The sequence below is a fragment of the Staphylococcus sp. Marseille-Q1834 genome (assembly GCF_916858875.1).
Lineage (GTDB): Bacteria > Bacillota > Bacilli > Staphylococcales > Staphylococcaceae > Staphylococcus > Staphylococcus pragensis.
In genome coordinates this window covers 406248-421462 of the sequence record NZ_CAKASN010000002.1, presented here as the reverse complement: position 1 = coordinate 421462, position 15215 = coordinate 406248, and the positions used below count along the sequence as shown (strand labels likewise).

11 protein-coding genes and 1 other RNA gene are annotated in these 15215 nt (G+C 33.9%); 10 read left to right on the top strand and 2 right to left on the bottom strand.

The annotated features are described in order from the left end of the window. The first annotated feature begins 5 nt into the window (after positions 1-5). The 3 genes from aspS (at position 6) to LIX58_RS11210 (ending at position 3058) form a co-directional block, all read left to right on the top strand. Positions 6-1772: an aspartate--tRNA ligase gene (aspS, locus tag LIX58_RS11220; protein WP_154837515.1), complete on the top strand. Its 1767-nt coding sequence runs from the start codon at positions 6-8 to the stop codon at positions 1770-1772. 230 nt (positions 1773-2002) lie between these two features. Beyond that, positions 2003-2193, top strand: a non-coding RNA gene (ssrS, locus tag LIX58_RS11215) — 6S RNA. A gap of 88 nt (positions 2194-2281) precedes the next feature. Continuing rightward, entirely contained in the window at positions 2282-3058 is a 777-nt protein-coding gene (locus LIX58_RS11210) for a ThiF family adenylyltransferase (RefSeq protein WP_126567033.1), read from the top strand. A 57-nt stretch (positions 3059-3115) separates the two neighbouring features. Here the strand turns inward: LIX58_RS11210 and LIX58_RS11205 are convergent, their stop codons facing one another. Further along, the gene (locus tag LIX58_RS11205; RefSeq protein ID WP_186805193.1) at positions 3116-4384 is read right to left on the bottom strand and encodes a replication-associated recombination protein A; all 1269 of its coding nucleotides are present in this window, start codon (positions 4382-4384) and stop codon (positions 3116-3118) included. A gap of 85 nt (positions 4385-4469) precedes the next feature. On the opposite strand from LIX58_RS11205, the gene cymR reads away from it, so the two are divergent. After that, entirely contained in the window at positions 4470-4892 is a 423-nt protein-coding gene (gene cymR / locus LIX58_RS11200) for a cysteine metabolism transcriptional regulator CymR (RefSeq protein WP_103297199.1), read from the top strand. A 152-nt stretch (positions 4893-5044) separates the two neighbouring features. Continuing rightward, positions 5045-5185: an SAS049 family protein gene (locus LIX58_RS11195; RefSeq protein ID WP_126567031.1), complete on the top strand. Its 141-nt coding sequence runs from the start codon at positions 5045-5047 to the stop codon at positions 5183-5185. Between the two features lie 356 nt (positions 5186-5541). On the opposite strand, the gene LIX58_RS11190 is transcribed toward LIX58_RS11195, so the two are convergent. Further along, positions 5542-6546, bottom strand: coding sequence for an LLM class flavin-dependent oxidoreductase (locus LIX58_RS11190; RefSeq protein WP_154837519.1), 1005 nt, complete (start codon positions 6544-6546; stop codon positions 5542-5544). Between the two features lie 237 nt (positions 6547-6783). Here LIX58_RS11190 and LIX58_RS11185 point away from each other — a divergent pair, with 237 nt between their 5' ends. The 5 genes from LIX58_RS11185 to alaS all read left to right on the top strand — a co-directional run bounded on the left by LIX58_RS11185 (position 6784) and on the right by alaS (position 15182). Continuing rightward, entirely contained in the window at positions 6784-7923 is a 1140-nt protein-coding gene (locus LIX58_RS11185) for a cysteine desulfurase family protein (protein WP_154837521.1), read from the top strand. Positions 7924-7925: 2 nt separating this feature from the next. After that, the gene (mnmA, locus tag LIX58_RS11180) at positions 7926-9038 is read left to right on the top strand and encodes a tRNA 2-thiouridine(34) synthase MnmA (protein ID WP_126567028.1); all 1113 of its coding nucleotides are present in this window, start codon (positions 7926-7928) and stop codon (positions 9036-9038) included. A gap of 100 nt (positions 9039-9138) precedes the next feature. Further along, positions 9139-9810, top strand: coding sequence for a tetratricopeptide repeat protein (locus LIX58_RS11175; protein WP_154837523.1), 672 nt, complete (start codon positions 9139-9141; stop codon positions 9808-9810). Position 9811: 1 nt separating this feature from the next. Beyond that, positions 9812-12259, top strand: coding sequence for an ATP-dependent RecD-like DNA helicase (locus tag LIX58_RS11170; protein ID WP_154837525.1), 2448 nt, complete (start codon positions 9812-9814; stop codon positions 12257-12259). Between the two features lie 292 nt (positions 12260-12551). After that, positions 12552-15182 (top strand): alanine--tRNA ligase, encoded by a 2631-nt coding sequence (gene alaS, locus LIX58_RS11165; RefSeq protein ID WP_154837527.1) that lies wholly within the window; start codon positions 12552-12554, stop codon positions 15180-15182. The last annotated feature ends 33 nt before the right edge of the window (positions 15183-15215 follow it).

The following is a 15215-nucleotide window of genomic DNA, read 5'->3' as shown; positions in this document are numbered from 1 at the left end:
TAAAAATGAGTAAGAGAACAACTTATTGTGGATTAGTTACAGAAGAATTACTTGATCAAAAAGTAACTTTAAAAGGGTGGGTACACAACCGTCGTGATTTAGGTGGTTTAATCTTTGTTGACTTACGTGACAGAGAAGGCATCGTTCAAATCGTGTTTAACCCAGATTTCTCTGCAGAAGCATTAAGCATTGCTGAAACAGTACGTTCTGAATATGTAGTTGAAGTAGAAGGTACAGTAACTAAACGTGACCCTGAAACGGTAAACCCTAAAATTAAAACTGGACAAGTGGAAGTACAAGTTTCAAATATTACAATAATTAATAAAGCTGAAACACCTCCATTCTCAATTAACGAAGAAAATCAAAATGTTGATGAAAATATTCGCTTAAAATATCGTTATTTAGATTTAAGACGTCCTGAATTAGCTCAAACATTCAAAATGAGACATCAAACAACACGCTCTATTCGTGAATATTTAGATAACAGTGGTTTCTTTGATATTGAAACACCAGTATTAACTAAATCTACACCAGAGGGCGCACGTGATTATTTAGTACCATCTCGTGTACATGAAGGTGAATTCTATGCATTACCACAATCACCACAATTATTTAAACAATTATTAATGATTAGTGGTTTCGATAAATATTATCAAATTGTTAAATGTTTCCGTGACGAAGATTTACGCGCTGACCGTCAACCGGAATTCACTCAAGTCGATATCGAAATGAGCTTTGTAGACCAAGAAGACGTTATTCAAATGGGCGAAGAAATGCTTCGCAAAGTAGTGAAAGACGTTAAAGGTATTGAATTAGAAGGTGAATTCCCTCGCATGACATATGCTGAAGCAATGCGTCGTTATGGTTCAGATAAACCTGATACACGTTTTGGAATGGAATTAATCGATGTATCTCAATTAGGTAAAGAAATGGATTTCAAAGTATTTAAAGATACAGTTGAAAATAATGGAGAAGTTAAAGCAATTGTGGCAGAAGATGCTGCAGATAACTATACTCGTAAAGATATGGACGGTTTAACAGAGTTTGTAAACATCTACGGCGCCAAAGGTTTAGCTTGGGTCAAAGTTGTTGAAGACGGTTTAAGTGGTCCAATCGCTCGTTTCTTCGAAGACCAAAACGTAGCGACATTAAAAGAATTAACTGGTGCGAAAGCTGGCGACTTAGTTATGTTCGTTGCAGATAAACCAAACGTGGTTGCTCAAAGTTTAGGTGCATTACGTGTAAAACTTGCTAAAGAACTTGGCTTAATTGATGAAACTAAATTAAACTTCTTATGGGTAACTGATTGGCCATTATTAGAATATGATGAAGATGCTAAACGTTATGTAGCAGCGCATCATCCATTTACATCACCTAAAAAAGAAGATATTGATAAATTAGATTCAGAACCTGAAAATGTTGAAGCTAATGCTTATGATATCGTACTTAATGGTTATGAATTAGGTGGAGGATCTATCAGAATTTCAGATAGCCAATTACAAGAAAAAATGTTCGAAGTTCTTGGATTCACTAAAGAACAAGCTAGAGAACAATTTGGCTTCTTATTAGATGCATTCAAATATGGTGCGCCACCACACGGCGGTATCGCATTAGGTTTAGACCGTTTAGTAATGTTATTAACTAACCGTACAAATTTACGTGATACTATTGCATTCCCTAAAACTGCATCAGCTACATGCTTACTTACTGATGCGCCAGGAGAAGTTTCTGATAAACAACTTGAAGAATTATCATTAAGAATTCGTCACTAGTTTAAATCCTTATATATTAAGTTCAAAATGACTGTTGATAGAGTATCTCAATCTCTGTTAGCAGTCTTTTTTTATACATGTAAAGCAGTTACAATAGTCTTTTAAACGACTATAACTATATTATGTCAACTTATAATATTTAAATTATTTTTTTATCAACATTTTGATTTTCTAACAATTATTAAGGATTTCTTTATTTTAAGGTTTGTGATATTATACCTATATAAGATAGTCATCTGTATTGTACGTATGTTTGCTTTTTATTTGGGCCTAACACTTTTTGATCAGGGAGCCCAATAGGTTTTCTTGCAGCGCACACGCCTCAATAGGAGGACTTGCAAAACAAGAAACAGGGCACCCACCTGTATATAGCAGGCCGAATGATCAAGCTTTTTATAACTACGGCAATTACGGACTCTATCGGTACGCAAGGCTTTTGTCTTGCGTATTTTTATTTGTCTTTTTCTGTTAATATTATGGTAACGTAATGTTTAATAAAGGAGTTCAAAATGAAACATCAATTTTCAAGAAATGAATTAGCATATGGTAAAGAAGGTTTAGATTTATTAAAGAATAAAACAGTGGCTGTGTTAGGAGTGGGTGGTGTAGGTTCATTTGCAGCTGAAGCACTTGCTAGAACTAATATTGGCCATATCATACTTATAGATAAAGATGACGTCGATATTACGAACGTCAATCGTCAAATTCACGCCTTAACAACAACTATTGGCCAAAGTAAAGTAACGCTTATGGAGGAACGAATTAAATTAATTAATCCTGATTGTAAAGTAACGCCTTTACATATGTTCTATACTGAGGAAACTTATGAAGATTTATTTAATAATTACGATATTGATTATTTCATAGATGCTAGTGACACAATTATTTATAAAGTGCATTTAATGAAAGAATGTTTGGAACGTGGCATCAAAGTCATATCAAGTATGGGCGCAGCTAATAAGACGGATCCTACACGTTTCAAGATTGCAGATATCTCTAAAACATATATGGATCCTATGGCTAAAATCATCAGAAATAAATTGAAACGTCAGGGTATTAAAAAAGGTATACCTGTAGTATTCTCAGATGAAAGTCCTATCGTGATACGTGAAGATGTAAAAGCAACAGTAGGGGATCCGAATGCAAGTAACCGTAAAGGTCAAATGCCTCCTTCTTCAAATGCTTTTGTACCTAGTACAGTAGGTTTGATATGTGCAAGTTACGTAGTTAATGACATTCTTAAAGATGTACCAGTTCGACGAATTAAAGATAAAGGTAATATTTAATTAAAAAGACTATGAAATTGAGATGAGTGATCACTCAATATTTCATAGTCTTTAACTTTATCTTTTATTACGAAGATTGTCATATACTGCTTTAAATTGTTGCTCACTTTTTGAAGTAGTCTTTGGTTCGTAATAAATTTTGTTTTTTAATTTATCTGGTAAATATTGTTGAACTACATAGCCATTATCATAGTTATGAGGATATTTATAGCCAATAGCTCTTCCTAATTCTTTTGCGCCTTTGTAATGACCATCTCTTAAATGGTCTGGGATTTGACCAACGTGACCTTTACGTATATCGCTCAATGCGCTGTCTATTGCTGTAATAGCTGAATTAGACTTTGGAGATAACGAAAGTTCTATTACTGCTTGGCTAAGAGGAATACGTGCTTCAGGGAAACCTAAGCGTTCAGCAGATTGAATAGCTGCAAGTGTTCGTTGTCCAGCACTTGGCGAAGCGAGTCCTACATCTTCATAACTAATGACTAATAATCGTCTGACTATAGTAGGTAAATCTCCAGCTTCAATTAATCGTGCTAAATAATGTAATGCCGCGTTTACATCGCTCCCTCTAATTGATTTTTGAAAAGCACTCATCACATCATAGTGCATATCTCCATCTTTATCACTAACGAAAGCGCCTTTTTGTAAGCAATCTCTAGCATCTGATAGTGAAACATGACGCTGCTCATTTGTTACATCTGCACTTAACACCGCTAATTCTAAAGCGTTTAATGCACTTCTAACATCTCCATGACTTTGAGTTGAAAAGTATTCAAGTGCATCTTCATCAACAATTGGGTGATATAATTTTAAGCCTCGTTCTTCATCTGACAAGGCTCTATCAAGGGCTACACGGATATCATTCTCATCCAAGGGATACAACTCAAATATTTGAGCTCTAGACCGTATAGCAGGATTGATAGCATGATATGGATTAGAAGTAGTTGCTCCAATTAATACAATCTTTCCATTTTCAAGATGTGGTAATAAAAAATCTTGTTTCGCTTTGTCTAAGCGATGAATTTCATCTAATAATAAAATGACTTGCCCAGACATTTTTGCTTCTTCAACTACTAATTGCATATCTTTTTTAGTATTAGTTACTGCGTTAAGCTGTCTAAATTTATATTCAGTACTTCCCGAAATGGCCTTAGCTATACTCGTTTTACCAATTCCAGGAGGTCCATAAAAAATCATTGAGGATAAACGTTTGGTTTCAACCATACGTCTAATGATACCTTTAGGGCCCACTAAATGTTGTTGTGAAATAATCTCATCTATATTTGTAGGGCGCATCCTTGAAGCTAATGGTTCAGTACTCACGATTTTCACACCTTTCTATTACTATCTTAACTGAAAAAATGCTAAAATGGGAATATATATTATTCGAATTAAGTGAGGTAATGTTATGAAAATATCAACGAAAGGGAGATATGGGTTAACTTTAATGATATCCCTAGCCAAAAGAGAAGGACAAGGGTGTGTATCATTAAAAACAATCGCAGAAGAAAATAGTCTAAGTGACTTATATCTAGAACAACTCGTAGGCCCTTTAAGAAATGCTGGATTAATTCGAAGTGTTCGTGGTGCTAAAGGTGGTTATCAACTAAGAGTACCAGCTGACGAAATTACAGCAGGCGATATCATTCGCTTATTAGAAGGTCCTATTACGATTGTAGAAAGTATTGAGTCAGAACCACCTGCTCAAAAACAATTATGGCTTCGTATGAGAGATGCTGTACGTGAAGTTTTAGATAATACAACTTTAAAATATTTAGCAGATTATATTGAAACTGATGATAAATTAGATGGATATATGTTTTATATTTAAAAACTTTTTGATAAATGAGTTTATTAATATAATAATCGGGTATCTATATAATACATCCAATCGATAATACTTGATTATTAATTGTTATCGTAGATTAAACATAAATTAGTTATTAATTAAATTATGCTTAAATTTGAAAGGAGAATTTCATTATGGGATTCATGGATAAAGCTAAAGAAGCTGCAGACAAATTCAAAGATAGCGATAACGAACAAGTTGATAAAGTAAAAGATAAAATCAACGAATACACTGGCGGTAACGACAGTGACAAAAAAGACAAAGATGATAAATAATTATCAATTTTAGGGACGGTATCTACCGTCCTTTTTTTTATACCATAAAACCCTTCAAAAACTATCCAAAATAATTGAAGGGTTAATTATATATAGTATTTAATTATATAAAATTGTGAAATCACCAAGTATAGCTTTATGACGCCTGAGAGATTTAGAATTATTGATGTTCTTAAGTAATCACACACTTACGTAAGTAGTTCTAAGATAGATTACGAAGTGTAGTTGTGAAGACTCCTAGGGGAGCAGTGCTAGTCGAAGACTGCAGGCTGAGACAGCACCCCAGGAAAGCGCAACAACTTAAACGAGTAAATATCTATCTAAGAACTACTTTACTAACTTATTACTTTCGACTATTACTTATTCAAAGATTGAACTACATTTTTTAAACGCTCAAATGATTCAAATTGTTTGTCTTGATCGTAAATATAACTAATACCCATTAGTTCATCAATTTCTCCATATTCTTCAATAAAATCTTCTAATTTCTGTTTAACTGTAGCTTCTGAACCGATTAATGAATCATTAAATCTTTGTTTAGCCATTTCATATTCACGTGGCGTTAATAATCCTTGTAAATCATTTGTTGGTGGTTGAACCGGTTGCATTCTACCGCGAGCAATACCAATAAACACTTGCGCTAGTGTACTTGCTAAATATTCAGCTTCTTCATCTGTTTCAGCAATAATAGCGTTTAAACAAACAATCATATAGGGCTCTTGCAATACCTCAGAAGGTTCAAATAATTCTTTATATATTTGAATTGCTTCTTTCATTTGTTGAGGAGCAAAATGACCAGCAAATACATAAGGTAAACCTTTGCGTGCTGCTAAATGCGCTGAATCTGTTGATGAACCTAGAATAAATAATGGTACATTTTTTCCTACTGCTGGATAAGCACGCACATAGGCTTGTTGATTGCCTGGTCCGAAGTATGTTTGAAGTTGTTCCACTTCTTCAGGAAAGGCGTAAACACCATTATGTTGGTCTCGGCGTAATGCACTTGCTGTCATCATATCTGTACCAGGAGCTCTTCCTAAACCAAGATTCACTCTATTTGGGAAAAGGGTTTCCATAGTACCAAATTGTTCTGCCACTATTAAAGGCGCATGATTAGGTAACATGATACCGCCGGAACCTACCTTGATACTTTGAGTGTGTTCCAATGTATGTTGGATGAGTAATGCTGTAGCTGAACTTACTAAATTAGGTGCATTATGATGTTCAGCAATCCAATATCTTTCATAATCAAGTTCTTCAAGTTTTTGTGCTAACGTAACCATATCGTTAATGGCGTCTTTATCACTTTGACCTTCTTTAATAGGCACTAAATTTAGTGCAGAAAATTTCATATTAGACATTTGCAAAGACTCCTTTATTTTTTACTATGATTTAGTGTAACAAGATGACTATCGATGAGTTATTAATTTGCTCACTGCTTATGTAAAAGATATTTTCAAAAAATAAAATGTATATAAATAGGCAAGGTATACATGTTAAAATATTAAGTAATGGAGTTACAAACAACAATGTAGAAAAATTGATAGTTAGGTGCTATTATAGGAACATTGATAATATTGTGAGGAGTGTACAAAATAATGGAAGTATATGCAGACTATGCTGCAACTACCCCAGTTAAACCAGAAGTAATAGATGCAATGATGGAAATTTATCAATCGCATTATGGTAATCCATCTTCAATTCATACAATAGGGCGAGATGCACGTCGCTATCTAGATGAATCTAGAAGAACAGTCGCTAAACTTCTAGGTGCTAAACCTAGTGAAGTGATTTTTACGAGTGGTGCTACTGAATCCAATAACACTGCTATTAAAGGTTTAGTCTATGAAAATGAACATTTAGGAAACCATATCATTACTACTAAAATCGAGCATCACTCAGTACTACATGTCTTTGAAGAACTTGAAAAAGAAGGCTATGATGTTACTTATTTAGATGTAGATGATACAGGTAAAGTTGACTTAGATCAATTAGAAGAAGCGTTAACTGAAGATACGATTTTGGTTTCAATCATGTTCGTTAACAATGAGGTTGGTACAGTTGAACCAATCTATGATATTGAGGATATCGTTGCTCAATCAAGTGCATTATTACATGTTGATGCTGTACAAGCTGTAGGCCATCTTGATATTAAGTTCGAAGACTTCAAGATTGATACTATGAGTGTGACTGCACATAAATTTGGAGGACCTAAAGGCGTTGGCGTGTTATTAGTTAAAGATCAGACACCTATCGAATTCTCTCAATTAGGTGGCGAACAAGAAACGAAACGTCGTGCTGGAACTGAAAATTTAGCGCAAATCGTTGGTTTAACCAAAGCACTTGAACTCGCTGATAAAAATCGAGACAATAACAACATTCATTTAATGCAACTAAAAGAATTGTTTTTAGTTAGTTTACAAGAACGTGCAATTCCTTTCGAAGTGAACGGTTCTATGGTAGAAACAACTGGACATATATTAAATTTATATTTCCCATTTATAGATGTAGAAACAATGTTAACATTGTTAGATTTAGCGAATATTTATGTTTCTTCTGGGTCAGCATGTACAGCTGGGTCAACTACTCCTTCACATGTTTTAGCAGCGATGTATGAAGATGAAGAACGAGCTAAACATTCAGTACGTTTTAGCTTTAACGAACAAACGACTGAGCAAGAAATTAAACATATCGTAGCTGAAATTCATAAGATTTATCATAAATTTAAGGAGGAATAAAATTGTCAAACAAAGATATACGCGTTGTAGTTGGTATGTCTGGTGGCGTTGATAGTTCAGTTACTGCTCACGTATTAAAAGAACAAGGTTATGATGTCATTGGTATTTTTATGAAAAACTGGGATGACACTGATGAGAATGGCGTATGTACAGCAACAGAAGATTATAATGATGTAATTGCTGTATGTAACCAAATTGGTATACCTTATTATGCAGTGAACTTTGAACAAGAATATTGGGATAAAGTATTTACTTACTTTTTAGATGAATATAAAAAAGGACGCACGCCTAATCCGGATGTAATGTGTAATAAAGAAATTAAATTCAAAGCATTCTTAGAACATGCGCTTAAATTAGGAGCAGACTATGTGGCAACAGGACATTATGCTCGTATTCGTCGTCATGAAGATGGGCATGTAGAAATGTTAAGAGGCATTGATAACAATAAAGACCAAACATATTTTTTAAATCAATTATCTCAACAACAATTATCTAAAGTCATGTTCCCAATTGGTGACATTGAGAAAAAAGAAGTACGTAGAATTGCAGAAGAACAAGATTTAGCTACGGCTAAAAAGAAAGATTCTACAGGTATTTGTTTTATTGGTGAACGTAATTTCAAATCATTCTTGTCTCAATATCTTCCAGCTCAATCAGGTGAAATGAGAACATTAGATGGCAAGAAAATGGGTATGCACAGTGGATTAATGTATTATACGATTGGGCAACGTCACGGTTTAGGAATTGGTGGAGACGGAGATCCTTGGTTTGTAGTTGGTAAAAACTTACAAGATAACGTGCTATATGTTGAACAAGGTTTCCATCATAGTGCATTGTATAGTGATTATCTCATTGCTTCAGATTTCTCATTTGTTAATCCTGTTGATTTAGAAGAAGGATTTGAATGTACAGCTAAATTTAGATATCGTCAAAAAGATACTAAAGTATTTGTACAAAAAGAAACTGATAATTCAATTCGCGTGACTTTTGATGAACCTGTACGTGCCATTACGCCTGGTCAAGCAGTTGTATTTTACGACGAAGAAGTTTGTCTTGGCGGGGCTACAATTGATGATGTATATAAAACGACTGGCCAATTAAGTTACGTGGTTTAATTTAAATATTTTTTATGAAAGGCTGGGAATAATAATGTCCCAGTTCTTTTATTTTATAGATTATTTTCATATTTAATACATAAATTTGAGGAGGTTCATAATGATAAAGCAAGAAACAATTTATGAATGGATAAAAGAAGGACAGCTAGAACAAGCGCTTCAAGCTTTATTTAATAATATTGAAGAAGAACCAGACGTAGTGGAAAATTATATCAATGCTGGAATTGTCTTAGCAGACGCAGGCGAAGTTGAGAAAGCGGAGCGCTTTTTCCAAAAAGCAATGACAATTGATGACAAGAATGGTGCAGTTTATTATAATTTAGCTAACTTATATTATAATCAAGACCGTTATCAAGAAGCTATCAAGCTATATCAACTTGCTTTAAAATATGATATGGATAAGGTGGATACTAACTATATGATTGGCATGGCATTTAATCAACTAGACTCACATAGAGAAGCTATGCCGTTTTTAATGACTGCAGCTGAACTTGATGATAAAAACGATGCAGAAGTCCAATTTCAATATGGATTAGTGTTATGTCATTTAGAATTGTTTAAGGAAGCTATCAAACAGTTAAAAAATGTACTCACTATTGATTCTAAACATGTTGATGCTTTATATAATATAGGTCTTGCCACATACATGGAAACAGAAGATATAGATGCGGCGGTTGCTTATTTTGATAAAGCAATTGAAATTGATCCTAAACACTTGTTAAGTCAGCATGCGAAACAAACTTTTCAATCTCTAAAAGCGCAGGAGGAATAATATGTCAGACCCTACACTATTTGACTATTCAATGATTAAGGGAACAGTAGACGCTATTTTATTTCAGAATCAAGATAATTTCTATACTGTTCTTAAAGTTGATACCATAGAAACGAATGAATCATTTGATAACTTACCCACAGTTGTAGGGTTCTTTCCAAATATAGCTGAAGGCGATGTTTATACGTTTAAAGGACAAGTGGTTGAACATCCTCGTTATGGTAAACAGTTAAAGGCTGAAACATTTGAAAAAGAGTTACCACAAACTAAAGATGCTATTGTGAGCTATTTATCAAGTGACCTTTTCAAAGGGATAGGTAAAAAAACGGCTCAAAATATTGTTAATACATTAGGTGAAAATGCGATAAACGATATTTTGAATGATGCTACTGTTTTAGAAAAAGTGCCGAGTTTACCTAAAAAGAAACAACAGCAAATAGCTGAACAAATTAGCGCAAATCAAGAGTCAGAAAAAGTGATGATTCGCTTACACGATTTAGGGTTTGGTCCTAAATTATCGATGGCAATTTATCAATTTTATCAATCAGAAACATTAAATGTATTAGAGAAAAATCCATATCAACTTGTCTACGATGTGAAAGGAATAGGGTTTCAAAAAGCTGATACATTAGCGCGTAAAAATGGAATTGAATATAATGATCCAGAAAGATTGAAAGCAGGGCTTCTATATACGTTAGAAGAGGAATGTATTAAACAAGGTCATACATACTTGTCTTATCAATTTGTAATTGAAGTTACTCAAGAAATGTTAAGTGACCCGCGCAATAATGAAGTAGTAGAGGTAAATCAATTAGAAGAAGTATTACAGCAACTGGCAGAAGAAACTAAACTTGTTTTTGAAAATGATCGTGTGGCTATACCAAGTCTTTATTATTCTGAATTAAAAAGCGTCCAAAACTTATATCGTATAAAAACGTATAAAAATAAACTCAAAGAAATAGAACAATCCGATTTGCAATTGCATATTGGAGAGATTGAAGACAGTAATAATGTAAGTTATGCGCCTTCACAAAAAGAAGCGTTGCAAACCGCTATTAATTCTAAAATTATGCTTTTAACAGGTGGGCCGGGTACAGGTAAAACGACAGTTATAAAAGGAATTGTTGAGTTGTATGCCGAAATTCATGGCTTATCATTGAATTATTCTGATTATGAAGAAGATGATTACCCGATTGTCTTAGCAGCGCCTACCGGACGAGCGTCTAAACGTCTACAAGAGTCTACAGGATTAGAAGCGATGACAATTCACCGCCTAATAGGTTGGAATCAAGATACACAACCTGAAGATATTTTAGATAATGAAATTAATGCGAAATTGATTATTATAGATGAGATGTCTATGGTGGATACTTGGTTGTTCCATCAATTTCTAAATGCTGTGCCTTTAGACGCGCAGATTATTCTTGTAGGAGATGAAGACCAATTACCTTCTGTAGGACCAGGTCAAATATTTAAAGATTTAATAGATTCTAATGCCTTGCCACGCGTTAATCTTACTGAAGTGTATCGCCAACAAGATGGTTCAAGTATTATTGATTTAGCGCATCGTATGAAACATGGTGAGTCAATCGATATTACGAAACGATATCATGATCGAAGTTTTATTAATTGTAACGTAGATCAAATTCCCGATGTAGTTGAAAAGGTTGTTTCAAGTGCCGTGAATAAAGGCTATGATATGAGCGATATTCAAGTATTAGCGCCAATGTACAAAGGAAGCGCTGGAATAAAGCGACTTAACCAAGTATTACAAAATATTTTAAATCCTAAAAATGATGATGTTAGAGAAATTGAGTTTGGAGATATTAAATTCCGAAAAGGAGACAAATTACTCCAATTAGTGAATAGACCTAATGATAATATTTTTAATGGCGATATTGGCATAATTGTAGGCATTTTTTGGGCGAAGGAAAATGCACTAAATAAAGATGTTCTTGTAGTGGACTTTGAAGGCAATGAAATTACATTTACGCGACAAGACTTATTAGAGTTAACACATGCCTATTGTACATCCATTCATAAATCACAAGGTTCAGAATTCCCAATAGTCATCATGCCGATAGTTAAACAATATTTTAGAATGTTACAGCGACCAATATTATATACGGGGCTTACGCGAGCTAAACAATCATTAGTTTTATTAGGTGATCCAAAAGCGTTTGAAATTGGCTTGAATACGCAAGGACAAACACGTCAAACGCAACTTCGTGAGTTGATACAAGCTTACTTTGAAGTTGATGCACCTTCAACTACTCATTCTAATCAAGATAAGAATGATGAGAATGTCGTCTATAGTTCAAATGAAGAAGATGATATAAGCTCAAATGATGTTCAAGATCAAATTGTTTTAAGTGAAGCAACAATTTATCAAATTAATCCAATGATTAATATGGGGGATGTTTCACCATATGACTTTGTTGAACGTTGACATTTACCTGAAAAATACTTAAAATAAATTTAAATTCACATGAAGATGAGTAGGCAATTTAAACACTTATAGAGAGGCACTGGTTGGTGAAAAGTGCAGGGTTAATTGTTGAACGCTACTTCATGATAGTTTCATATTGTAATTAAGTGATAAACATGATTGTTATTTTGAAATAATCAGTGTGTTTATAACTAGGGTGGTACCGCGAAAACGTTCGTCCCTTGATTGAGGATGGACGTTTTTTTGTTTTTCTTTAATTTTTTAAAATAAAGAATGTTTAGGAGTGGAATAAATGAAAAATTTAAAAGCAAGTGACATTCGTCAAATGTATATTGATTTCTTTGTAGAAAAAGGACATATGGTTGAACCTTCTGCACCATTAGTACCGATTGATGACGATTCTTTATTATGGATCAACTCTGGTGTAGCGACATTAAAGAAATATTTCGATGGTCGTGAAACACCTAGAAAACCTAGAATTGTTAACTCTCAAAAAGCGATTAGAACGAACGATATTGAGAATGTAGGTTTTACTGCTAGACACCATACGTTTTTTGAAATGTTAGGTAATTTCTCTATTGGGGATTATTTCAAAAAAGAAGCAATTGAATTTGCATGGGAATTCTTAACAAGTGAAAAATGGATGGCTATGGAACCTGAAAAATTATACGTAACAATTCATCCAAAGGATACAGAAGCATACCGTTTATGGAATGAAGAGGTTGGTCTTGAAGAAAGTCGCATTATTCGAATTGAAGGAAACTTCTGGGATATTGGTGAAGGTCCTTCAGGTCCGAATACTGAGATCTTCTATGATCGTGGTGAAGAGTATGGTCAAAACGATCCTGCAGAAGAAATGTATCCAGGTGGAGAAAATGAAAGATATTTAGAAGTATGGAACTTAGTATTCAGTGAGTTTAACCATAATAAAGATAATACGTATACGCCGCTACCAAATAAAAATATTGATACTGGTATGGGATTAGAGCGTATGGCTTCTATTTCACAAAATGTTCGTACTAACTATGAAACTGATTTATTTATGCCTATTATTCATGAAGTTGAGAATGTTTCAGGTAGAAAATATCTAGAAGTTGCTGAACAAGATGTAGCATTCAAAGTTATTGCTGATCATATTAGAACAATTGCATTTGCGATTTCAGATGGTGCATTACCTTCAAATGAAGGACGAGGCTATGTATTACGTCGTTTATTACGCCGTGCAGTAAGATTTAGTCAAAGTCTAGGAATTAATGAACCATTTATGTTCAAATTAGTAGATATAGTGGCTGAGATTATGGAACCTTATTATCCAAACGTTAAAGAGAAAGCTGAATTCATCCAACGTGTAGTGAAATCTGAAGAAGAACGTTTCCATGAAACATTACAAGAAGGTTTAACTATTTTAAATCAGTTAATCGATAAAGCAAAAGCATCTACGCATGAAATCAATGGTTCTGATGCATTCAAACTATATGACACTTATGGTTTCCCAATTGAATTAACTGAAGAACTATCAAGTCAAGAAGGCATTAGTGTTGATATGGCGACTTTTGAAGAAGAAATGCAACAACAGCGTACTCGTGCTAGAGAAGCACGCCAAAGTTCTCAATCAATGCAAGTGCAAAGTGACGTATTAAAAAATATCAATACTGATAGTAAATTTGTAGGTTATGAAACTACAGATTACCAAACTACATTAACAGATTTAATCTTCAATGGTGAAAAAGTTGAAAGTGTAGAAGCTGGCGAAACTATTTACTTTGTACTTAAAGATACACCTTTCTATGCTGTTAGTGGGGGACAAGTAGCTGATAAAGGTACAGTAGGTAATGACAATTTTGAAATTGAAGTTCATGAAGTAACTAAAGCGCCAAATGGTCAAAACTTGCATCAAGGTGTCGTGCAATTTGGACAGGTTACTGTTAATAGTGAAGTAGATGCAAGCGTAAATCGCGATGAACGTAAAGACATTCAAAAGAACCACAGCGCAACACACTTATTACACGCTGCATTAAAAGAAGTATTAGGTGAGCATGTTAACCAAGCTGGATCATTAGTTGAAAGCGAAAGATTAAGATTTGACTTCTCTCACTTTGGTCCGATGACTCAAGAGGAAATTGATCGAGTAGAAAGACGTGTGAATGAAGAAATTTGGAGAGGTATTTCTGTTCACATCCAAGAAATGCCAATAGCTGAAGCTAAAGAAATGGGTGCTATGGCATTATTTGGTGAAAAATATGGAGATATCGTGCGCGTAGTAAATATGGCACCATTCTCAATTGAATTATGCGGTGGTATTCACGTAGATAATACAGCTGAAATTGGTTTATTTAAAATTGTTAGTGAATCAGGTACTGGTGCAGGCGTAAGACGTATCGAAGCACTAACTGGTAAAGCAGCATTCTTATACTTAGAAGAAGTCCAAAATAAATTCAATTCTATTAAAACTCAATTAAAAGTAAAATCAGACAATCAAGTTTATGATAAAGTAGTACAAATTCAAGATGAACAAAAAGAACTTCATAAACAACTTGAACAACGTAATAAAGAAATTACATCACTTAAAATGGGTAATATTGAAGATCAAATTGAAACAATTAATGGCTTCAAAGTACTTGCTACTGAAGTTGAAGTTTCAAATCCTAAAGAGATCAGACAAACAATGGATGACTTTAAATCTAAACAACAAGATGCTATCATCATTTTAGCAAGTGAAGTTAATGGTAAAGTTTCACTTATCGCAACAGTCCCTAAAGAATATACAAGTCAAATTAAAGCTGGAGATATTATTAAAAATATGGCTCCTGTAGTTGGTGGTAAAGGTGGTGGCCGTCCTGATATGGCTCAAGGTGGCGGTACTGAACCTGAAAATATCACAAACTCATTACGCTTTATTAAAGATTACATTAAAAACCTATAACTTTGTAATCAACTAGTGTAAAATTATTATGTA